Below are 20,867 nucleotides of genomic sequence, written 5' to 3' on the forward strand. Positions count from 1 at the left end.
AGAACCCCCGCTCGTGCGGGGACGACCAGGAAGTCGTCATCGACCAGGCCCGCACCATGGGAGAACCCCCGCTCGTGCGGGGACGACCCCCGCAGGTGTCCGTCGCCGGGTCGTTCGGGCGGAGAACCCCCGCTCGTGCGGGGACGACACCCGGCTGAGACCGAAGGTCTCGTCAGCCGGGGGAGAACCCCCGCTCGTGCGGGGACGACAGCGAGGGGGGCAGGCCAGTGCCTGACCACGGAGGAGAACCCCCGCTCGTGCGGGGACGACAGAACGACGTTCAAAAGTGTTCTGACGTGGGAAGGAGAACCCCCGCTCGTGCGGGGACGACCGAAAGCCTCCTGCGCCAACAGGACCTGCAGCAGGAGAACCCCCGCTCGTGCGGGGACGACTGGTCCGGGACGGTCCCGCCGTCGAAGATGAAGGGAGAACCCCCGCTCGTGCGGGGACGACACGCGCCCGGCCCCATGTCGATGGACGTGCGCAGGAGAACCCCCGCTCGTGCGGGGACGACACGAGGGCGTAATGGCGGAGACGACAGGTCCGAGGAGAACCCCCGCTCGTGCGGGGACGACGACGGAGGCGTACTCCGTCGTACTCACGATCTGGGAGAACCCCCGCTCGTGCGGGGACGACCCCGAAGCGCTCGGCGCGCAGCTGGCCGCCCGGGGAGAACCCCCGCTCGTGCGGGGACGACACTTGCTGAGCTGGGATTCTATCGGCCGGAGGGTCGGTTTTTCTTTAGTCGTTCGTGGCCGGGCCCGAGGTGTGTTGGTCTGGTGGACCAAGGGGTGATCACTTTACCGCCGGGTGTTTGGGGGCCGTCTTTGTAGGTTGAGGACAGTTTATGGGGGAGGCGGGGCGTGGTTGTGGTCTCGTGGGCGGAGGGTGGCGCGGACTGGGGTAGTTGCCGATGAGCTGCGGCATTAGGCCCCGTTGGTGGCGTCAACGGCAGGCAGTGGCTTGGTGCTGGGCGCGGATGCCGCTGTTCGCCGTTGAGCTGGAGCGTACGGGGGGTGGGCGGCTGTGTAGCGGTGGCGGTGCGGGTGAGGGTGGTCTGTCGGCGGCGGGCATGTTCGACCAGATCGTGGGGGTGGGGCGTGAGTGGGTGGCTGCGGCGTGGTCGTTGGCCGGCTCGCAGACGGGGGAGCCCTGTTCGTACGGAGGTTCGGGGGAGTCCGCGGGGGTTTGCGGCGTGCTGCTGCCGGGGGGTGAGACGCGGGTGACTGTTGGCGGGCACGGCGTCAGGTGGTCGTCTTGTGGCACACATGAGGCCGAGAAGCGCGGGGATGCGTTCTCGCAGGTCAGCCGGGTAGTGGGCGGCCTTGTTGCAGGTCAGAGGCTTGGTCGGGAAACTATGCGGCGGATGTCGACGGCTTGAGACCGTCCACGCCTTGCCTTCCCTTGCGGACTCCCCCTGCCCCGCTCGGCTCCCCGCCGGCCCGGGGCCACGGGATCGTGGTCGTCACCCGTCTGCCCGCACGGCGAGCGCTCGGGAGCGTCCGGGTCGAGAGTGGAACCCCGACCTCACGTAGGAGCGCCCGGTGATTGTGAAACTGCTGCATGACAAGGGCCTGCGAGCCGACCACTGCTTTGATGCCGGTCTCGCGTCGATCGGTCTGTCCGTCGTGGCGTGGGCGCTGTCGATGCAGGCGGAGGCGTCGGGCGTGAGCCGCGCCGACAGGTGGGGGATCTTCGTCGGTGAGTGGGCACCCACCTTCTTCGCTCTCGGGCTGGCTCTGTCCCGGTACGAGGACTGACGGGCCCGGGCCTGGCCCAGTCTTGCCCGTGTCCTGCCGGCTGCGGCGGCGAACCCGGGCTGCGCGATGTCGCGGTGGGGGTGGCTGGGAAGTGGTTCGTACGGATGATCGTATGTTTGGTGGGGGTGTTACTCCTTACGGGGAATGTCGGGCTTGGGGGCTCGTGCGGGGGGCCGGGGTGCTGACGATGAAGGCGTGAGCACTTCTAGGGGGAGGCGTCTGCGGGTCTGGGCGGTGGTTGCCGTGGTCACGGCGGCTGTCGGGGCGTGGGGGGTTCAGGGGGCGGCCGAGGCTGCTCCCGGGCGTCCGCGTCTGCCGGGGATCGCGGGGGCCTCCGAGTTCGCCGCGCAATTGTCCGTGCCCGGGGGTGGGGAACTGCCGGTGGCCGGTCCCGTACGACTGGCTGGTGCTGGTGCTGGTGCTGGTGCTGGTGGCCGTGGCGGGGGCGGTGCTGGCGGCGGGGGGCTTTCGTTGGCGCATGGCGCCAAGCCCTCGCACGCGCCGCGTCATACGCCGGGGCCGCCGCACAAACCGCGCAAGCCCCGCAAGCCGCACCGGCCGAAGCCGCCGCGTCTGCCGCGGCCGGCGTACTGGTGCGGGCGGTGGCATCGGGAGTGGAAGTGGCCGCCGCCGCTGCATTGCCACAAGCCGAAACCGCCGGTCAAGCCGACGCCCACGCCGACGCCCACGCCCACACCCAAGCCGACGCCGACTCCGCCGCCCACCCCCGCGCCGCAACCGAAACCCACACCCAAGCCCAAGCCCACGCCGAAACCGGTGGTGAGAGCCATTCCCAAGCCCGCACCCAAGCCCGCCCCCAAACCCGCAGCGCCCAAGCCAAACCCCGCGCCCCCCGAACCGGCCCCCGCGCCGCAACCCGCCCCGCCCGTCGTCCACTGGCCCAGGCAAGCCGTCGTCCCGGCCGCCGCCCCGCAGCCGCACCGCCGCAAGCTCACCACCGCGCTGCTGCTCACGACCGTGCCGGGGCTGCTGGCCGCCGCGGTGCTCAAACCCGGCTCAGGGGCCTATCGCAGGAACAACCGGTAAGCAGGCAGGGGGAGTTCACATGACGCAATGGTTGGCCCTGCTGATCGCGATGGTCGCGGTCTGCGCGGTCGTGATCGTCGTGGTCGTGCTGCGGCAGCGCAGGATCGGCGAGGACGACGACCCGAACGAGACACCGGACGTCATCGAGTACATGGTCATGATGATCGGCGTGATCTACGCGATCGTGCTCGGCCTGGCGATCGCCGGCGTGTGGGAGGGCCAGGGCGGGGCGCAGACCGCCGTCCAGGCCGAGGCGCAGGCGCTGCACGAGGTCAAGGAGCGCGTGCAGGTCTACCCGCCCGCGGTACGCGACAAGGTACGCGCGGACGTGGACGCGTACGCCGCCTTCGTCGCCGACAAGGAGTGGCCGTACATGCGCGAGCACGGCGACGTCTCGCCGCACGGCACACAACTTCTGGACAAGGTACGCACCGACGTCACGCAGTTCGCCCCGACCACCGACCTGGAGGCGCAGGCGTACCAGCCCGTGGTGGACGAGGTCGCCGCCGCCGACGCGGCGCGTACCACGCGGGCGCAGAGCGCCGGGGCGACGATGCCGCCGGTGGTGTGGTTCGGCCTGGTGACCGGCGCGCTGGTCACCGTGGGGCTGATCTTCACCTTGCAGATCCGCCGCTCGGCGCGCGAACTGCTGCTCGCCGGGCTCTTCAGCGCGCTGATCGCCTTCCTGCTGTTCCTCATCTGGGACCTGGACGCGCCCTTCGGCAGCGGCCTGGCCGTCTCCGCGGACGTCTTCCGCCAGTTGGGCTGAGCCCGCCGGGTCCGGGCGGCGGCGGCAACGGGCACCCCGCCGCCGCCCGGACCGTAACCCGGCATACATTGCTCAGCCTTCCGGCTGCGGATGATGCGCCAACCGGTGGCCCTCAAGGCCCAGTTCCAGCCGCAGATCCTCCGCGTCCAGCGACTCCTGCACCCGCCGCAGCACCGAGTCGTCGATGCGCCGCCGGTCGCGCAGATCGACCAGCGCCGTGCGCTTGGCGGCGATGATCTGCCGGCGCAGGGCGTATTCCGTGCGGTGGCCCGGCGAGGGGCCCTCGGTCATCGCGGCGTGGGCCCGCAGCTCATTGCCGACCCGTTCGACGACCGCGGCCGGCGTGTGCAGCCGGGCGGCGTGGCCGGGCAGCGACTCCAGGGCGGCCTCCGCGATGTGGCGGTAGGCCAGTTGCTCCTCGGTGTCGGCCTCGCGGTCCGGCGGCAGGCGGGCCCAGCGGATGACCGCGGGGAGGGTCTGGCCCTGGAGCAGCAGGGTCGCGACGATGACCATGGCGGTGACGAAGACGACGGTGTCGCGCGAGGCCAGGTGCTGCCCGCTCTCGGTGAGCGTCGGCATGGACAGCGCCGCCGCGAGCGAGACGCCGCCGCGCACCCCGCCCCACGCGGTGGGGATGCGGTAGCGGGGCGGGATGCGGCGCAGCCGCTGCACCTTGCGCCGGTCCACCGCCCGTACGGCGTAGGGGCTGAAGAAGACGTAGACCAGCCGGGTGGCCATGACGACCGCGCTGACCGCCGCCGCGAGCTGCACCGCCCGCCAGGGGCTCATGGCCGTCAAGTCACCGACGACATGCGGGAGTTGCGTGCCGACCAGCACGAACAGCGAGCCGTTGAGCAGGAATGCGGTGACGCTCCAGAAGTCCACGACCTGCATACGGCTGCGCGCCGGGATGAGCAGCGGGCTCGCCCGGCTGATGACGAGCCCGCCCACCACCACGGCGAGCACCCCGGAGACGCCGGCCGCCTCGGCCGGCAGATACGCCGCGAACGGCGTGAGCACGCTCAACCCGCTCTCCAGCGGCGTGCTGTGCAGATGCCGCCGCACCGCGATCACCAGCAGCCCCACGCCCGCGCCGATCGCCAGCCCGCCCGCGTAGTCGAGCAGGAAGCGGCCCACGGCCTCGCCCCAGGAGAAGGAGTTGCGGCCGGTCGCCACGTCCACGGCGACGGCGTACGCGGCCAGCGCCGTACCGTCGTTGACCAGGCTCTCGGCCTGCATCGTGGTGAGGAACCGGCGCGGCAGCCCGCGCGCGACGGCCGCGACGGCGGTCGCGTCGGTGGGGGAGAGCACCGCGCCCAGCACGAAGGCGACCGCCCAGGTCAGCCCGAAGGCGTGGCCGGTCGCCGCGACCGTCGCGGTGGTGGCGAGCACCAGGCCCACCGAGAGCAGCACGATCACCCGGAAGTTGGCCCGGATCTGGTACTGCGAGATGGTCAGCGCCTCGGCGTAGAGCAGCGGCGGCAGGAAGCCGAGCAGCACGACGTTCCCGGACAGGTGCACCCCGCCGATGTCGGGGGCCGCGGCGAGCACCAGCCCGCCGAGCAGCAGGAGCAGCGGCTCGCTCACCCGCAGCCGCTGGGCGAGCCAGGTCAGGGCGAGCACAGCCGTCAGCACCACGACGATGATCTCCAGCCCGCGCACGGGATCACTATCCCATTACGTCGCTGTTTTTCCGTTATGCGACGGGCGGTGGCAGCCGCTGACGCCCCGAGGCCGGCGGCTGCCGGGGGAAGGGGAAGAGGAGCGCGGGCGGCCGGGTTGACCGGACGGGAACCCGGAACGGAAAGAGGAATCGTGGATCTGCGACTGGACGGACGGCGGGCCGTGGTCACCGGCGGCAGCAAGGGCATCGGCCTGGCAGTGGGCAAGGCGCTGGCCGCGGAGGGTGTACGGGTGGCGCTGGTGGCCCGCGGCGAGGAGGCGCTGGCCGCGGCGGCGGCGCAGGTGCCGGGCGCGGTGGCGGTGAGCGCGGACACCGGCGACGACGCCTCGGTCGCCGCGCTGGCCCGCGAGGTGAACGAGCGGCTCGGCGGGGTGGACATCCTCGTCAACGCCGCCGCCACCCCGAGCTCCGGGCGCTTCGAGGAGAGCGACCTGGAGGCGGAGATCAACGTCAAGGTACGCGGCTATCTGCGCACCGCCCGGGCGTTCGCGCCGGGCATGACGGCCGCGGGGTGGGGCCGTATCGTCAACATCAGCGGCCTGGCGGCCCGGCAGAGCGGCAGCCTGGTCGGCTCGGTGCGCAATGTCGCGGTCGCGGCGCTGACCAAGAACCTCGCCGACGAGCTGGGCCCGCAGGGCGTCAACGTGGTCGTCGTCCACCCGGGCCTGACCCGCACCGAGAAGACCCCGCAGACGCTCGCCGCGATGGCGGCGGCCCGCGGGGTGGAGGCCGCCGACGTCGAGCGCGCCGCGGTCGCCGGTATCTCGATCGGCCGCATCGTCACCGCCGAGGAGGTCGCCTCGGTGGTGGCCTTCCTCGCCAGCCCGCTCAGCGTGGCCATCAACGGCGACGCGATCGCCGTGGGCGTCGGCGCCAAGGGCGCGATCCACTACTGACGCGGCCGGTCCGGGCGGCGGGGCCCCACCGCCCGGACCGGCGACGGGGCCCCTTCCCACCCCCTCACGCGGCTCCGTATGACTGCTGACCACCCAAGGGGCGGGGAAGCTGAGCCCCCAAGGGGCGGGGAATCAGCGCCAGTTCGACACGTTCACGTTCTCCAGCACGCCCAGCGCGTCCGGCACCAGGACCGCCGCCGAGAAGTACGTACTGACCAGATAGCTGATGACCGCCTTGTCGTCGATGCCCATGAACCGGACGTTGAGCCCCGGCTCGTACTCGTCGGGCAGGCCGGTCTGGTTGAGGCCGATCACGCCCTGGTTGTCCTCGCCGGTGCGGACCGCGATGATCGAGCTGGTCCTGGCCTCGGTGACCGGGATCTTGTTGCAGCTCAGGATCGGGACGCCGCGCCAGGCCGGCACGGTGTGGCCGTGCAGCTCCACCGGGTCGGGGTAGATGCCGGCCCTGGTCCACTCCCGGCCGATCGCCGCGATGGTGCGCGGGTGGGCGAACAGGAAGCGGGTGCCGCGCCGGCGGCTGATCAGCTCGTCCAGGTCGTCGGGCAGCGGCGGCCCGGCGTGCGGCTGGATGCGCTGGTCGTACTCGGCGTTGTGGAGCAGGCCGAACTCCGGGTTGTTGATGAGCTCGTGCTCCTGGCGCTCGCGCAGCGCCTCGATCGTGAGCTTCAACTGCTCCTCGGTCTGGTTCATCGGCTCGTTGTAGAGGTCGGCGACCCTGCTGTGCACCCGCAGCACGGTCTGCGCGACGCTCAGCTCGTACTCGCGCGGCCGGACCTCGTAGTCGACGAACGTGCCCGGCAGCTGCTGCTCGCCCCGGTGGCCGGAGGCGAAGGCGATGTCGGCCTCGCCCTTGCGGTTGGTCCGCTGCGAGGGGATGAGCCGGATGGCGGCGAGGTGCTCGCGCAGCGAGCCGGCCTGGGCGAGCAGCTGCTCCAGGTCCTGCCGGGACAGTGCCAGCGCCGTCGTCGCGGTGACCGCGCGGGCGGTGTACGCCCACTCGCTGTCCCCGTCGAGCAGCGCCTGCTCGCCGAAGTGGTCGCCGTCGGCGACCGTGCCGAGACGGTTCTGCTCGCCGTAGGAGCCCTCGCTGAGCTTCTCCACCTTTCCGTGCGCGATCAGGTAGACCGTGTGGGCCGGCTCCCCGGCCTGGGCCAGCACGTCCCCCGGGGCGAACTCGCGCTGCACGAAGCGGTCGGCGAGCGCGGTCAGCGCCTCCTCGTCGCCGAAGGACCGCAGCGCGGCGATCTCGCCCAACTCCTGCGGGATGACCCGGACATGCGACCCGGTCTTGACGAACGTCACCCGCCCGTCCCCGACGGCGTACGAAAGCCGCCGGTTGACGCGGTACGTGCCCGCGTTGACCTGCACCCAGGGCAGCGCCTTCAGCAGCCACCTGGACGAGATCCCCTGCATCTGGGGCGCGGACTTGGTCGTCGTGGCCAGATTCCGCGCAGCCGCGGTGTCGAGGCTCGTCCGCGCGTTGTCCGGGGAATTGCCGAGTGCGGTGTCCTGGCCCGCATCTACCGACATGGTGCCTGTCCTTCCCGTATGGGGGTGATACGGGAGAATTCTTGTCGTTACGCTGCGTGTTGCCTATTGCCGTATCGAGTGAGAATACTTTTGACGGAACGGGGCACTGGTGCAGGAAACGGGCGGCCTACGGCGAACTGCGGCGGCCTACGGCGACCTGCAGCGGCCTACGGCGACCTACAGCGCCTCGACGACCGAACTGCGGTCCGGCCCGGCGGTCCCCTGCGGCGGGATCGACAGCGGCACCGCGGCATACGTGGCGGCGGCCATCGCCGTACGGCGCTCCCGGCGGAAGACGTACGCGGCGAACGCGCCCGCGCCCAGCAGCGCCACGAACGACATCAGCGTCCCCAGCCAGCTCGCGCCCAGCCATTCGCCGCCGACCCAGCCCAGGCCCACGCTGTACGACGCCCAGCACACCCCGGCCAGCGCCGACCACGGCAGGAACTCGCGCGGTCGGCGGCGGGCCGTACCGGCGCCCAGGCTCACCACGCTGCGGCCCGCGGGGGCGAACCGGGCGAGCACCACCAGGGCGCCACCGCCGTGCGCCAGCACCTGGCCGAGGCGGTCGTGGGCGGCCTCCAGGCGGCGCGAGGAGGCCATCCGGCGGGCGAACCAGTCGCCGCCGCGGAAGGCCAGCCGGTAGGCGATCAGATCACCCAGGCAGGAGGCGACGGCCGCGCATCCCAGCAGCGCGAGCACGTCGAGCAGGCCGTCACTGGTGCCGGACGAGCCGGCGGTCGCGGCGCTGACGACGAGCACACCGCTCGGCAGCACGGGAACGAAGACGTCCAGCAGGACGGACAGCGCGACGAGCACATAGATCCACGGCCACTCGAAAAGAGAGCCCAGGCCTTGCAGCACCGCGCCTCCTCGTCTTCGCCGGTCCTACGCTTGCCATCTGGTCCTGTCGGGTCCTGCGGTGCCGTAACGAAGCGCGTTCGGTGACCGTTTGTGCTGGTCAGAGCCTTGCTGGGCTGTCCGTGCCGGTCTCGCGTCAACGGCGGCGGATCTTCATCCGCCGTCAGCCGTACAGGTTACGCCAGCACGGCCCGGCGGTCCCTGCCAGGGTGCGTGACGTACGAGACAATCACGACCTTGTCACGACAGGAATACCTGCCCGATCAACGTGCCGGCCGCCGTGGAAGTGCCTCCGGTACCGCGTCGGCATGCCGCCGCGGCACACGGCCGCGATCCCGCCGGTACCTGAATCTGCCCAGGTCCGGGGTCCCGTACACTGGTCGCAGCAGAAGGGGAGTAGCTCTTCGCCGGACCGTCGACATACTGCCGGGTTCCATGTGCTTCGCCGAACGGCGCGGCAATGGACCGGGCCGGCGCCCGGAGGCAGCGATACGTGATCGATACCGACCGCGTGCCGCCGCCAGCGAGACCTTCGGCCGCAGTGTCCCGACGCTGCCGTGCCGAAGCGACCCCGTTCTCGTGTGTCTCTCGGCAGGGCGGCCCCTACCGATCGAGGAACCCGACCCGTGCTCAGCCTGACCGTCATCGTCGTCGTCTTCGGCGTGATCTTCCTGGCCGAACTCCCCGACAAGACCGCGCTCGCCAGCCTGATGCTCGGCACGCGCTACCGCGCCTCCTACGTCTTCGCCGGCGTCGCGGCGGCCTTCGTGGTCCATGTGGCCCTCGCCATCGCCGCCGGCAGCCTCCTGACGCTGCTGCCGCACCGCCTGGTGCAGGGCGTGGTGGGCCTGCTCTTCCTCGGCGGCGCGGCGATGCTGCTGTTCTCCAAGGGCGAGGAGGAGGAAGAGGTCAGGCCGCCCGCCGACCAGTCCTTCTGGAAGGTCGCGGGCGCGGGCTTCATGCTCATCCTGGTGGCCGAGTTCGGCGATCTGACGCAGATCATGACGGCCAACCTCGCCGCCCGGTACGACAATCCGGTTTCCGTGGCCATTGGCGCGGTGCTCGGCCTGTGGGCGGTGGGCGCGCTGGGCATCTTCGGCGGGCGGATGCTGATGAAGAAGGTGCCGCTGAAGCTGATCACGAAGATCGCCGCCGGCGTCATGGTGGTGCTGGCCGCCTTCAGCCTTGCCGAGGCGATCGCCGGCTGAGCATCCGGGCCGGGCGTCCGGCGGGGCATCCGGCTGGGTATCCGGCATCGGCGTCCGGCTGGGTATCCGGCATCGGCGTCCGGCTGGGTATCCGGCATCGGCGTCCGGCCGGGCGCCCGGCGTCGGCGTCCGGCTCGGCATATTGCCGAGCCGGCTTGGCACATTGCTGCGGCTCAGCCCACGGTCACGGTGAGCAGCCCGCCGGCGGCGCTCACCGTGACGGCCTCCAGCGAGCCGGCGAGCGCGTCCGGCGCGAAGGCCGCGGCCCGCGCCCCGACGCCCACCACCGGCATCCCGGCGGCCCGGGCCGCGGCGATGCCGACCTCGGCGTCCTCGAAGACCAGGCAGTCGGCGGGCCCGAAGCCCAGTTCGGCGGCGCCCTTGAGGAAGCCCTCCGGGTCCGGCTTGCTCGCGCCGACCCGTTCGGCGGTCACCCGCACGGGCGGCATGGCCAGGCCTGCGGCGCCCATCCGCGCCCGGGCCAGGCCCTCGCTCGCGGAGGTCACCAGCGCGTGCGGGCAGCCGGCGAGGGCGGCGAGGAAGGCGGGGGCGCCGGGGATCGGGACGACGCCGTCCAGGTCGGCGGTCTCCTCGGCGAGCAGCACCGCGTTCTCGGCGTAGTTCTCCGCCATCGGGCGGCCCGGCAGCAGCGCGGCCATGGTGGCGTGCCCCTGCCGGCCGTGCACCACGGACAGGACGGCGGCCGGGTCGAGGTCGTGCGCCACCGCCCAGCGGGTCCAGCAGCGTTCGACCACGGCGTGGGAGTCGACGAGCGTGCCGTCCATGTCGAGCAGCAGGGCGCGAGTGGTGAACGTGACGGGCGCGGACGGCATGGGGCTCCTCGGCAGGCGTCGCGGGGTCCGGCGGCGGCCTCGCGGGACGTACGCAGTGGTTCCGCCCGACGGTCAGGGCGAGCGGGCGGAACCACTTTGTTCCTGCACGATACAAAACCGCGGGCCAGTACGCCAGCCCCGATTTCGGCGGCGCGCCGATCGCCGGCGGATACGGCCGACCACGTACGGCCGGCCACGTCGCCGGAACGTCAGCGGTCGGCGACGTACTGCAGCAGGCCCCACGTGAAGTGCGCGACCAGCCGCTCGCCCGTCACCGGCGCGGTGAAGGCCAGCCTCGCACGGCTCGGCGCGTCGGGCGGCAGCGGCTCGGTCGGCGGGAAGGCCCGCACCACGTCCTCGACGACGCACGACCACGGCGCCAGGTCCGCGACGTCCTCCAGCGCCGGCGGCGCCGCGCCCGGGGCGCGGACCAGCCACTCGTTCCACACCGCCTGCCCGCCCGGTGCGCACAGCACCTCGAAGCGCAGGTCGGGCCACAGCGGCAGCGGCCATTGCAGCGCGGTGCACACCAGGTCCCCGACCTGCCGCCGCACCTCACGCTCGGGCACGCCGAGCGTGATCCGGTACCGCTGGGCGCCGCCGGGATGCGTGCGCGAGCGCAGCCGCGCCTGCCAGTTGCGGTGCGCCTCGCGCAGGTCGGCGTGCGTGGCGCCGAGTTCGCGCAGGGCGTCGTCCACCAGCTCGGGGTGGTGGTCGGCCATCCTGCGCAACAGGACCAGCTGGAACTGCTCCCTCGTGAACCGCGGCATTCCGGTGACACTACCCGGACCGGGACGGACCGAGCCGGGAGGGGCGGTCGGGCCGGCGGCTCCTACGGGCGCGGCCGGCGGCCCCAGCGGGCCCATGGCGACGCCCCGGCGGAAGGCCCCGCGCGGAAGCGCTCAGCGGTGGTGGTCGTGCCCGTCGTCGGAGGCGGTCGCGGCCATCAGCGCGGTGCGCGTCGCGGGCCCGTAGACGCCCGACGGGTCGCCCTGGACGCCGTACCAGACCTGGAACATCGCGACGGCCTGCTGCACGCGCTGGTCGTACGTGCCGTTCTGCGGCCCGTGGTAGACCCATACGTCGGTCAGCCGGCGCTGGAGGTCCTGGACCGCCGGGCCGCTGTCGCCGAGCCTGAGCACGGACGGCTGGGAGGCCGGCGGCGGGGTGCCGGTCGGGCTCTGCGACGGCGTGGTGCTCGCCGGGGTGGTCGGCGGCGCGGTCGTGGTGGCCGAGGCGGAGGGCGTGGCGGAGGAGGGCGGCGTCGTCTTCGGCGCGGGCGTCGTCGTGGCCCGCATCGGGTGGTGCGTGACGGGCACCGGCTCGGAGGCCGCGCCCGGCGCCGCGTCGGCGGGCAGCGTGACGTCCGGCGAGGCGGCGGACGGCTCGGGCAGCGCGCGCTTGGCGGAGCCCTCGTCGCCCATCACCTGGCCGGTCACGGCCACCGCCCCGGCGGCCAGCGCGGACGCGGCGACGGCCGCCGCGGCCACCACGATGCCGCGCCGCCTGCGCCGGTGCCGCCCGTGCGCGGCGCCCGTGGCGCCGACCAGGCCCGGCGGTTCCTCGGCGCCGCCGCCGTCCGCGGGGTGCTCCTGCGGGTATTCCTCGGCGGCCTCCATCTCGGCGTAGGCCGCCGGGAAGAGGCCGAGGTCGGTGGTCGCGGGACCGCCGTCGGGGTCGACGTCGATGAGCGGGCGCGCGGTCGTACCGGCGGGGAAGGCGTCCTCCGAGTCGGCGACGTAGGGGCGTACGCGCAGCGGATGGAAGCCCTCGGTCACCGCGAGCGCCGCGGCGCGCTCGGCCGAGCGCTCGTCGGCCCGGGTGGCGCCATCGCCCGCGGCGTCGTCCATTGCCACGCCGCCCGCCACGGCCTTGCCCATTGCCACGCCGCCGGTCATGGCCCCGCCCATGGCGGAGCCGTCCGCAACGGCGTGGCCTATTGCCACGCCGTTTGCCCCGCCGTCCATGACGGCTGTGCCTATGGCGGAGTCGTCGTCGGCGTGCCCGCCCTTGACGACGGTGCCCTGGATGACCTCGCCGGTCCCACTCGTCACATCCGTCACACCGCCGTCGTCGGACTCGTACGACCCGGCTCTTCGGTGCGGCTGCTGCGGCGCCACTGGGTTCCCCTCCTGCCGTCGTTCGCGCGTTCGCGTAGACGTGTCAGTGATTATGCCGACACACCATGCCGCCGCCTACCCGGTCCCTCCCACTGGCGCACTCCCGCACGTCATATCCGTACAAACGGTGCGACGATGAGAGTCCGACCGTCGGGGGGCGACGCGAGGAGCCGTTGATGGCGCAGGACACCGCCACCGCCGTGGCGCCCGGGACGCCCGGCGAGGGCCAGGACCGGCGCCAGGTGCGGATCGCCATCGGTGCCCTCGCGCTCGGCCTGCTGCTCGCCGCCCTCGACCAGACCATCGTCTCCACCGCGCTGCCCACCATCGTCAGCGAACTCGGCGGCATCGACCACCTGTCGTGGGTCGTCACCGCCTACCTGCTCGCCTCGACCGCCGCGACCCCGCTGTGGGGCAAGCTCGGCGACATGTACGGCCGCAAGCGGCTGTACCAGGGCGTCATCGTCCTGTTCCTGGTCGGCTCGGCCCTGTGCGGAGTCGCGCAGTCCATGGGCGAGCTGATCGCCTTCCGGGCCCTCCAGGGCCTGGGCGGCGGCGGGTTGATCGTGCTGTCCATGGCGATCGTCGGCGACATCGTGCCGCCCCGCGACCGTGGCCGCTACCAGGGCGTCTTCGGCGGGGTGTTCGGCGCCGCGAGCGTCCTCGGGCCGCTGCTGGGCGGGGTGTTCACCGAGCAGCTGTCCTGGCGGTGGGTCTTCTACGTCAACCTGCCGATCGGCGTCATCGCGCTCGCCGTCATCGCCGCCGTCCTGCACATCCCGGCCCGCCGCACCGACCACCGCATCGACTACCTCGGCATGGCGGTCGTCGCAGCCGCCGCGACCTGCCTGGTGCTGGTCACCTCGCTCGGCGGCAGCACCCTGGCGTGGGGCTCGGCGGCGATCATCACCCTCGCCGTCGTCGGCGTGCTGCTGGTCGGCGTGTTCGTCCTGATCGAGCGGCGCGCCCAGGAACCCGTCCTGCCGCCGCGGCTGTTCCGGGTGCGGACCTTCGTCGTCTGCTCGGTGATCTCCTTCATCATCGGCTTCGCCATGTTCGGCGCCATGACCTATCTGCCGACCTTCCTCCAGGTCGTGCACGGCTACTCGCCGACGCTCTCCGGCGTCCACATGATCCCCATGGTCGTCGGCCTGCTCGTGGCCTCCACCGGCTCCGGGCAGATCGTCAGCCGCACCGGGCACTACAAGCCGTTCCCGATCATCGGCACCGCCGTCACCGCGGTCGGCCTGCTGCTCCTGCACACCCTCGACGAGCACACCGCCACCTGGGTGATGAGCCTGTACTTCTTCGTCTTCGGCTTCGGGCTCGGCCTGGTGATGCAGGTGCTGGTGCTCGCCGTGCAGAATGCCGTCGGATACGAGGACCTGGGCTCGGCGACCTCCGGCGCGACCTTCTTCCGCTCCATCGGCGCGTCCTTCGGCGTGTCCGTCTTCGGCACCGTCTTCACCAACCAGCTCTCCGACAAGCTCACCGCGGCGCTGCGCGGCGTACCCGTGCCGCCCGGCTTCGACTTCGGGCAGCTCCAGGCCGATCCCACGGCCGTGGGCCGGCTGCCGCCGGTCGTCAAGGCACCCGTGCTGCACGCGTACTCACAGGCCATCACCACCGTCTTCCTGTGGGCGGTGCCGGTCGCCGCGCTCGGCTTCGCCATGGCGTGGCTGCTCAAGGAGCAGCCGCTGCGCGGCAGCGTCACCGTGCCGGACGGCGGCGAGACGGTCGGCGTCAACCCCGTCGAGCGGTCCTCGCTGGACGAGATCGCCCGCTGCCTGTCGCTGCTCGGCAGCCGCGACGCGCGCCGCGACCTGTACGAGCGCATCACCCGCCTCGCCGGCCTCGACATCCGCCCCGCCACCAGCTGGCTGCTGCTGCGGCTGGCCCACGACGGCGGCGCCGACCCCGTCGAGCTCGCGCGCCGCACCACCGTGCCGGCCCAGGTCATCGAGGAGGCCGCCGTCGAGGCGGAGTCCGGCGGCTACGCGGTGCGCGCCGGCAACCCGCTGGTCCTGACCGCCTCCGGCGCCGCGCTCGCCGAACGCCTCACCGACGCCCGCCGCTCGGTCCTGGCCGGCCTGCTGGGCGACTGGGACCCCGCCGGGCACGAGGAGCTGGCCGCGCTGGTCCGCAAGCTCGCCACCGAGCTGTGCGGCGGCGACACCGACCACCCCGACCGCAAGCCCCGCGCGGTCCGCGAGGCCGCCGGCGGCGAGGCCTGAAGCCGCGCCCCCGCGGGCACTTACGGGTTTGCGCCGCCCTTTCGCGGCAAACCGACCGTCTGGAGGGCGACCACCGGAACAGACGGAGGCAGACCATGTCCACAGCAGCGATCATCGCCGTCGTGGCGGCGGTGATCATCGTCGCCGCGGTCGTCGCGGCCCTCGTCCTACGGGGCGGCGGAGCCGGTCCGAACCTGAAGCGGCGCTTCGGCCCCGAGTACGAGCGCACCCTGAGCCTGCACGACGGCGACGCCCGCGCCACCCGGCGCGAACTGGGCGAGCGGCTCAAGCGCTACCGCGGCATCGAGCCGCGCGAGCTGACCGCCGAGGAGAGCGAGCGGTACGCCGCCCGCTGGCGCGCGGTCCAGGGGCAGTTCGTGGACGACCCGGCGGGCGCGCTCGGCGCCGCCGACACGCTCATCGCCGACCTCGCCGTCGACCGCGGCTACCCGCCGGCCGACTCGCCCGAGCACGTCGACGCGCTGTCCGTGCACCACCCGCACCAGGTCCAGGGCTACCGCGACGCGCACGCCGCGACCCTGGCCGCGGGCGGCGGGCACCGCCTCGACACCGAGGAGCAGCGCACCGCGCTGGTGGCCGCGCGCGGCCTGTTCACCGAGCTGCTGCGCTCCGGCACGCACCGGGGCGCGGGCACGCCGGACACCGCCGACGGTACGCAGGCGCCGACGCCGGCGCCCGAGCCCGAGCGGACGGCCGAGCCGGCCGCCGAGCAGGCCCCGGACCCGGCGGAGGGCCCCGTACCGCACGACGGTGCGGCGGACGGCTCCAAGGACGGGCACAAGACGCTCGGCAGGCGGTTCGCGGCACTGACGGAACGTGGACGGACGGAGGCGCACCAGTGAGGGACACCACGGCCCAGGCACGGCACACCCAGGACCCGACGCGTACGGCCGACGGCGAGGACGCGGACCGTACGAGCAAGGCGGCGGACGTGAGCGACCCCGGGCGTACGACCAAGGCGGCGGACACGCGCGACCCTGAGCGTACGACCGAGGCGGGCACGCGCGACCCCGGGCGTACGACCGAGGCAGCGCGTACGACCGCGGCCGGCGGCGGCTCCGCGCGGGCGGGCGACACCGCGGCCACGCGGGAAGCAGCCGGTGCGAGCGGCCCGGCGCGGGGCGCGGGGCCGGCGGGCGACGCACACACCACGGACTCCGCGGGCCGGGACCCGCGGACCGGAAGCCCCGGGCGCGAGAAAGCGACCCCCGACGCTCCGCAGGCCATGAGCCCGGAGCCCCGGGCGGCCCGTGCCGAGGCTCCCCAGGCCGAGCGGACCCGGCCCGTGACAGGGCCGGCGCAAGGGCCCGCTCAGGCGCCGTCGCCGGACGGGACCCCGCAGGGCCCGGACCCGGCGTCGCGCGCCGAGGCCGCGCGGCTCGGCCGCCGCATGGACGACGCGGTCCACACGTTCGTCGACGACCCGCGGGCCGCGGTCCGCGAGGCCGACGCCGTACTGGACGAGGCCATCGCGCGCCTGGAGCGTGCCGTGGAGGCCCGTCGCGACGCCCTGCGGACCGGGTCGGCGGAAGGCGCCGACACCGAGGCGCTGCGCGTGGCGCTGACCCGCTACCGGTCGCTCGCCGCGCACATCCTCACCCTTCCGGCGGAGTGAACGACGTCGCAGGGGAGAACGAGGCCCGCCGGGTCGCCCGCCGCAGCGCGGCGAGCACCGGCGGGCCGAGCGTGCAGGACAGCACCGCGGTCAGGGCCGCGCGCGGCAGGTCCCAGCCGAGCGACGTGGTCAGGCAGTACGCGGCGAAGCGCGCGAGGTTCGCGCCCAGCGAGAGGTGCGGGGAGTAGCTGATGTCCGAGGCCAGGCCGCCGATGTAGGGCCAGCCCTGGAGGTTCATCACCGTCCCGTACGCCACCGCCGCCAGGGCCCCGTACACCGCGAGCATCAGCAGCTCGGGCCGCCCGCGCAGCCATGGGCGCGGCAGCAGCCCCGCGCCCATCGTGACCCACCCCATTGCCAGCATCTGGAACGGCAGCCACGGCCCGACCCCGCCGGTCAGCAGCGCGGAGGCGAACATCGTGAGCGAGCCGAGGGTGAAGCCGAAGCCGGGCCCGAGGACCCGGCCGGAGAGCACCATCAGGAAGAACATCGGCTCGATGCCGGCCGTGCCCGCGCCGAGCGGACGCAGCGCCGCGCCCGCCGCGGCGAGCATGCCGAGCATGGCGACGGCCTTCGGGTCCATCCCGTCGTCCGCGACCGTGGCGATGACGACGGCCACCAGCAGCGGCAGCAGCGCCGCGAACAGCCAGGGCGCGTCCGCGCTGTGCGCGGCGACCGCGGAGCCGTGCGCGGCCAGCAGCGGCCAGCAGAAGGCGGCCACCCCGACCGCCGAGACCAGCGCCAGGACGACGATCCCGCGCGGCCCGAGCCGTACGGGGTCGGTACGTGTCCGGGTCCGCGCCCGGCCCATTGCGCCGGCCTGCGTGCGCCCGCTCATTGTGCCGCCTCCAGGGCTGCCAGCGCGTCGCCGACCTGCGTGACGGTCAGCCAGGGGGCGGGGGCGAGGATCTTGGCCGTCTGGGGGGCGAAGGCGGGGGAGGACAGCACGACGTCGGCGGCCCGGCCGTCGGCGACGACCTCCCCGTCGGCGAGGATCACCACCCGGTCGGCGAGGTCGGCGGCCAACTCGACGTCGTGCGTGGCCAGGACGATCGCATGGCCCGCGGCGGCGAGTCCGCGCAGGTGGGCGACCAGCCGGGATTTCGCCGCGTAGTCCAGGCCGCGGGTCGGCTCGTCGAGCAGCAGCACCGGCGGGCCCGCGGTCAGCACGATCGCCAGCGCGAGGGAGAGCCGCTGGCCCTCCGACAGGTCCCGCGGGTGGACGCCGTCCGGCACGCCGGGCAGCAGCTCGGCGACCAGGGCGCGGCAACTGCCGGGCGGGGCCGCGGCGTCGCGGTCCGCGGCGGCGCATTCGGCGGCGACGGTGTCGGCGTACAGCAGATCGCGCGGCTCCTGCGGCACGAGCCCGACGCGGCGCAGCAGTTGGGCGGGCCGGGTGCGGTGCGGGACGGCGCCGCCCACGCGCACCGAGCCCGCCGCCGGGGCGTGCAGCCCCACCAGCGCCGACAGCAGCGTGGACTTGCCCGCGCCGTTGCGCCCCATGAGCGCGACCGTCTCGCCGGCCCGTACGGTCAGGTCCACCCCGCGCAGCGCCTCGACGCGCCCGCGCCGCACGGCCAACCGCCTTGCTTCTACGAGCAGTTCACCGGCGGCGCCGACCACGGTGGGCGGGGTGCGGCCGGCCAGCCGCTCGCGCAGCGGGGCCGCGGCGCGGCGGGCGTCGCGGACCGACAGCGGCAGCGGGGACCAGCCGGCGAGCCGGCCCAGCGCCACGACGGGCGGGTGCACGGGCGAGACGGCCATCACCTCGGCCGGCGGTCCCACGACGGGCGGGGCGCCCGGCGCGGGCAGCAGGACGACCTGGTCGGCGTACTGCACGACCCGCTCCAGCCGGTGCTCGGCCAGCAGCACGGTCGTGCCGAGGTCGTGCACGAGCCGCTGGAGGACGGCCAGCACCTCCTCGGCCGCGCCCGGGTCGAGCGCGGACGTCGGCTCGTCGAGCACCAGCACCCGCGGGTGCACGGTCAGCACCGAGCCGATCGCGACCCGCTGCTGCTGGCCGCCGGAGAGCGCCGCGATGGGCCGGTCGCGCAGGTCCGCGAGCCCCAGCAGGTCCAGCGTCTCCTCGACCCGCCGCCGCATCGTCTCCGGCGGTACGCCCAACGACTCCATGCCGTAGGCGAGTTCGTCCTCGACGGTGTCGGTGACGAAGTGCGAGAGCGGGTCCTGGCCCACCGTGCCGACGACGTCGGCGAGTTCCCGCGGGCGGTGGGTGCGGGTGTCGCGGCCGGCGACGGTCACCCTGCCGGTCAGGTGGCCGCCGGTGAAGTGCGGGACGAGGCCGCTCACCGCGCCCAGCAGCGTCGACTTGCCGACCCCGGACGGGCCGACGACCAGGCACAACTCCCCTTCGGGGACGGTGAAGTCGAGGCCGCCGAGCGCGGGCGGCGCGTCCGGGTCCGCGCCGTCGTAGCGGAACGACACGCGCTCGAAGCGGATCACTGCGCGGCCCTCTTCGAAGTGGCCGCGTAGGCCGGGGACTTGGCGGCACGCGGCGGCTTCGGCGCCGCGAACGCCGGGAGCAGGCCCAGCAGTACGCAGGCGGCCGGCCACAGCGGCAGCACCGGCGCGGCCAGCGGCACCGCGGGCGGGTCGAGGGCGGCGGGCGCGTACGAGGCGGCGGCGATCGTCGCGGCGGCCACGGCCGCGCCGGAACCGGCGACCAGCCACGCCCGGGCGCCCCACGCGTCGGGCCGGTAGCGGGTCCGCGGCGAGCGCCGCCCGCCGAGCCGCAGCCCCGCCGTGGCCGCCGCGAGGCCCAGCAGCAGCACCGGCAGCCCGTAGCCCGCCCCGGACGCCGCGAGCAGCCCGTAGGTGCCCGCGCACACCCCGAGCAGGCCGCCGACGGTCAGCACGGCGGTGGCCCGGCGTACGGCGGGCGGCACGTCGGCCGTACGCCCGTATCCGCGCGCGTCCATCGCGGCGGCCAGCGCTACGGACCGCTCCAGCGCGCCCTCCAGCACCGGCAACCCGACCTGGAGCAGGGCCCGTACGCCCCGGTCGTCGCGCCCGCGCAGCCGGCGGGCGGCACGCAGCCGCGCCACGTCGGCGACCAGGTGCGGGGCGAACGTCATGGCGACGACGACCGCGACGCCCGCCTCGTACAGCGCGCCCGGCAGCGACTTGAGCAACCGGGCAGGGTTGGCGAGGGAGTTGGCGGCGCCCAGGCAGACCAGCAGGGTCGCGAGCTTCAGGCCGTCGCGCAGCGCGAAGACCACCGCCTCGGCGGTGACCCGCCCGCCGAGCCTGACGCCCTGCGCCCAGCCGGGCAGCGGCACTTGGGGCAGCGTGAAGAGGGTGTGCGTGCCGGGGATCGGCGAACCGAGGGCGACGGCGAAGACCACGCGGATGGCCACGACGATCAGGCCGAGCCGCAGGAAGGTGCCGTAGGAGCGGGCCCAGGGCGCGTCCCCGCGGGTGGTCGCGACGACGTACGCGGTGACGGCGGCGACCAGGCCGAGCAGCAGCACGTTGGTGGTGCGGCTCGCGGCGGTCGCCAGGCCCAGCGCCCAGACCCACCACGCCCCGGCGTGCAGCGCGCGGGCCCGCCGGACCGCCGGGAGGGCGGCCGGTGCCGCGGAGGGTGCCGCGGCGGTCATCGGGCGCGGCGGCGGGACTGCCGGACAGCGGCGACCGCGAGCCCGGCGATGGCCGCGGCGCCGGCGAGCAGCCCGACCGAGGGGCCGGTGTGCGAGGACTCCGGGGCCGACGCGGTGCTGCCGGCCGCGACCTGCTCGCCGCAGCCGGCCGCCGGGTAGCCGGCGATGGCGCACAGGATGCCGGCGGAGTCGTACCGCAGCGGTTTCGCGACCGCGGCGAGCGCGTCGGCGGACGAGGCGTCCGCCGGCACCCGCGCGCACGCCGTACGGGGCGCCGGCGGCGTCGCCTTCGCGTCGGGCGCGTCGGCGGCGGTGCCGGCGTCGATGACGAGCGCGATCCGCTTGCGCCCGGCCTCGGCGGGCGTCCCGCCGCATATGGCCGCGAAGTCGGCCGCCCCGCGCGGCTGTACGGCCTTGTCGGCGGCGTCCTTGCTGACGGCGAACCGCCACCCCTCGACGCTCCCGTCACCCGGCACATGCATCGCGGGACCCGTCTGCGCGTACGTCCACGCCCCGCTGCCGGAGCGCAGCCAGTACGACCAGTAGCGGTAGCCGGCGGCGTGCGCGGGCGCGGCGAGCAGCAGCACCAGGGCGGCGACGAGGCCGAGCACGGCGACGGCGGCCCGTGGGGAGCCGGTTCGCGGCAAG

18 protein-coding genes and 1 CRISPR repeat array (1 of these 19 only partly in view) are annotated in these 20,867 nt (G+C 74.2%); of the genes, 8 read left to right on the plus strand and 10 right to left on the minus strand.

The features are described from left to right. A CRISPR array of direct repeats spans positions 1-697; the repeat unit is 28 nt; unit sequence GGAGAACCCCCGCTCGTGCGGGGACGAC; it begins 612 nt to the left of the window's first position. An 847-nt stretch (positions 698-1,544) separates the two neighbouring features. From HCN08_RS02650 to HCN08_RS02660, 3 genes are all read left to right on the plus strand, one after another. Continuing rightward, positions 1,545-1,760, plus strand: coding sequence for a hypothetical protein (locus tag HCN08_RS02650; protein ID WP_167981149.1), 216 nt, complete (start codon positions 1,545-1,547; stop codon positions 1,758-1,760). A gap of 777 nt (positions 1,761-2,537) precedes the next feature. Then, entirely contained in the window at positions 2,538-2,807 is a 270-nt protein-coding gene (locus HCN08_RS36385; protein WP_167981150.1) for a hypothetical protein, read from the plus strand. A gap of 19 nt (positions 2,808-2,826) precedes the next feature. Next, positions 2,827-3,576 (plus strand): bestrophin-like domain, encoded by a 750-nt coding sequence (locus HCN08_RS02660; RefSeq protein ID WP_167981151.1) that lies wholly within the window; start codon positions 2,827-2,829, stop codon positions 3,574-3,576. Between the two features lie 72 nt (positions 3,577-3,648). Here HCN08_RS02660 and HCN08_RS02665 read toward each other — a convergent pair whose 3' ends face one another. Further along, complete coding sequence (locus HCN08_RS02665; RefSeq protein WP_167981152.1) at positions 3,649-5,238, minus strand: Na+/H+ antiporter; 1,590 nt, start codon at positions 5,236-5,238, stop codon at positions 3,649-3,651. Positions 5,239-5,391: 153 nt separating this feature from the next. On the opposite strand from HCN08_RS02665, the gene HCN08_RS02670 reads away from it, so the two are divergent. Beyond that, positions 5,392-6,156 carry an SDR family NAD(P)-dependent oxidoreductase gene (locus tag HCN08_RS02670; protein WP_167981153.1) on the plus strand — a complete coding sequence of 255 codons (765 nt, stop codon included), beginning with the start codon at positions 5,392-5,394 and terminating at the stop codon, positions 6,154-6,156. 132 nt (positions 6,157-6,288) lie between these two features. Here the strand turns inward: HCN08_RS02670 and HCN08_RS02675 are convergent, their stop codons facing one another. Beyond that, positions 6,289-7,707 carry a family 2B encapsulin nanocompartment shell protein gene (locus tag HCN08_RS02675; RefSeq protein WP_167981154.1) on the minus strand — a complete coding sequence of 473 codons (1,419 nt, stop codon included), beginning with the start codon at positions 7,705-7,707 and terminating at the stop codon, positions 6,289-6,291. A gap of 177 nt (positions 7,708-7,884) precedes the next feature. Beyond that, a complete protein-coding gene (locus tag HCN08_RS02680; protein ID WP_167981155.1) occupies positions 7,885-8,571 on the minus strand; it encodes a DedA family protein in 687 nt (228 codons plus the stop codon). Between the two features lie 623 nt (positions 8,572-9,194). On the opposite strand from HCN08_RS02680, the gene HCN08_RS02685 reads away from it, so the two are divergent. Beyond that, positions 9,195-9,776 (plus strand): TMEM165/GDT1 family protein, encoded by a 582-nt coding sequence (locus HCN08_RS02685; protein WP_167981156.1) that lies wholly within the window; start codon positions 9,195-9,197, stop codon positions 9,774-9,776. Between the two features lie 173 nt (positions 9,777-9,949). On the opposite strand, the gene HCN08_RS02690 is transcribed toward HCN08_RS02685, so the two are convergent. The 3 genes from HCN08_RS02690 to HCN08_RS36390 form a co-directional block, all read right to left on the minus strand. Beyond that, a complete protein-coding gene (locus HCN08_RS02690) occupies positions 9,950-10,609 on the minus strand; it encodes an HAD-IA family hydrolase (RefSeq protein WP_167981157.1) in 660 nt (219 codons plus the stop codon). Positions 10,610-10,818: 209 nt separating this feature from the next. Continuing rightward, positions 10,819-11,379, minus strand: a complete 561-nt coding sequence (locus tag HCN08_RS02695) for a hypothetical protein (RefSeq protein ID WP_167981158.1) — start codon at positions 11,377-11,379, stop codon at positions 10,819-10,821. Between the two features lie 132 nt (positions 11,380-11,511). Next, the gene (locus HCN08_RS36390; RefSeq protein ID WP_167981159.1) at positions 11,512-12,729 is read right to left on the minus strand and encodes a peptidoglycan-binding domain-containing protein; all 1,218 of its coding nucleotides are present in this window, start codon (positions 12,727-12,729) and stop codon (positions 11,512-11,514) included. A gap of 176 nt (positions 12,730-12,905) precedes the next feature. On the opposite strand from HCN08_RS36390, the gene HCN08_RS02705 reads away from it, so the two are divergent. The 3 genes from HCN08_RS02705 (at position 12,906) to HCN08_RS02715 (ending at position 16,599) form a co-directional block, all read left to right on the plus strand. Next, on the plus strand, positions 12,906-14,963 hold the full coding sequence (locus HCN08_RS02705) for an MFS transporter (RefSeq protein ID WP_167981160.1): 2,058 nt from the start codon (positions 12,906-12,908) through the stop codon (positions 14,961-14,963). Between the two features lie 95 nt (positions 14,964-15,058). Then, positions 15,059-15,826, plus strand: coding sequence for a hypothetical protein (locus tag HCN08_RS02710; protein ID WP_240969664.1), 768 nt, complete (start codon positions 15,059-15,061; stop codon positions 15,824-15,826). Next, complete coding sequence (locus tag HCN08_RS02715) at positions 15,823-16,599, plus strand: hypothetical protein (RefSeq protein WP_167981161.1); 777 nt, start codon at positions 15,823-15,825, stop codon at positions 16,597-16,599. Before HCN08_RS02710 ends, HCN08_RS02715 begins: the two co-directional genes overlap by 4 nt. Here the strand turns inward: HCN08_RS02715 and HCN08_RS02720 are convergent. Genes HCN08_RS02720 through HCN08_RS02735 form a run of 4 tightly spaced genes read right to left on the minus strand, consistent with a single transcriptional unit; the run spans position 16,580 to position 20,866 of the window. Continuing rightward, on the minus strand, positions 16,580-17,437 hold the full coding sequence (locus HCN08_RS02720) for an ECF transporter S component (RefSeq protein ID WP_206318196.1): 858 nt from the start codon (positions 17,435-17,437) through the stop codon (positions 16,580-16,582). The two genes, HCN08_RS02715 and HCN08_RS02720, sit on opposite strands and share 20 nt — an antisense overlap. After that, complete coding sequence (locus HCN08_RS02725) at positions 17,434-19,062, minus strand: ABC transporter ATP-binding protein (protein WP_167981162.1); 1,629 nt, start codon at positions 19,060-19,062, stop codon at positions 17,434-17,436. Before HCN08_RS02725 ends, HCN08_RS02720 begins: the two co-directional genes overlap by 4 nt. Next, entirely contained in the window at positions 19,059-20,219 is a 1,161-nt protein-coding gene (locus tag HCN08_RS02730) for a CbiQ family ECF transporter T component (RefSeq protein ID WP_167981163.1), read from the minus strand. The genes HCN08_RS02725 and HCN08_RS02730 overlap by 4 nt, the downstream gene beginning before the upstream one ends. Beyond that, a complete protein-coding gene (locus tag HCN08_RS02735; protein WP_167981164.1) occupies positions 20,216-20,866 on the minus strand; it encodes an SCO2322 family protein in 651 nt (216 codons plus the stop codon). The genes HCN08_RS02730 and HCN08_RS02735 overlap by 4 nt, the downstream gene beginning before the upstream one ends. Position 20,867: the final 1 nt, after the last annotated feature.

This window comes from Actinacidiphila epipremni (assembly GCF_012034175.1).
GTDB classification, from domain to species: domain Bacteria; phylum Actinomycetota; class Actinomycetes; order Streptomycetales; family Streptomycetaceae; genus Actinacidiphila; species Actinacidiphila epipremni.

What these genes read in the sequence shown, in the direction of transcription:
- HCN08_RS02660 (WP_167981151.1), top strand. Translation starts at nt 2,827, where the DNA reads ATGACGCAATGGTTGGCCCTGCTGATCGCGATGGTCGCGGTCTGCGCG.
- HCN08_RS02675 (WP_167981154.1), bottom strand. Translation starts at nt 7,707, where the DNA reads ATGTCGGTAGATGCGGGCCAGGACACCGCACTCGGCAATTCCCCGGAC.
- HCN08_RS02690 (WP_167981157.1), bottom strand. Translation starts at nt 10,609, where the DNA reads ATGCCGTCCGCGCCCGTCACGTTCACCACTCGCGCCCTGCTGCTCGAC.
- HCN08_RS02695 (WP_167981158.1), bottom strand. Translation starts at nt 11,379, where the DNA reads ATGCCGCGGTTCACGAGGGAGCAGTTCCAGCTGGTCCTGTTGCGCAGG.
- HCN08_RS02705 (WP_167981160.1), top strand. Translation starts at nt 12,906, where the DNA reads ATGGCGCAGGACACCGCCACCGCCGTGGCGCCCGGGACGCCCGGCGAG.
- HCN08_RS02710 (WP_240969664.1), top strand. Translation starts at nt 15,059, where the DNA reads ATGTCCACAGCAGCGATCATCGCCGTCGTGGCGGCGGTGATCATCGTC.
- HCN08_RS02720 (WP_206318196.1), bottom strand. Translation starts at nt 17,437, where the DNA reads ATGAGCGGGCGCACGCAGGCCGGCGCAATGGGCCGGGCGCGGACCCGG.
- HCN08_RS02730 (WP_167981163.1), bottom strand. Translation starts at nt 20,219, where the DNA reads ATGACCGCCGCGGCACCCTCCGCGGCACCGGCCGCCCTCCCGGCGGTC.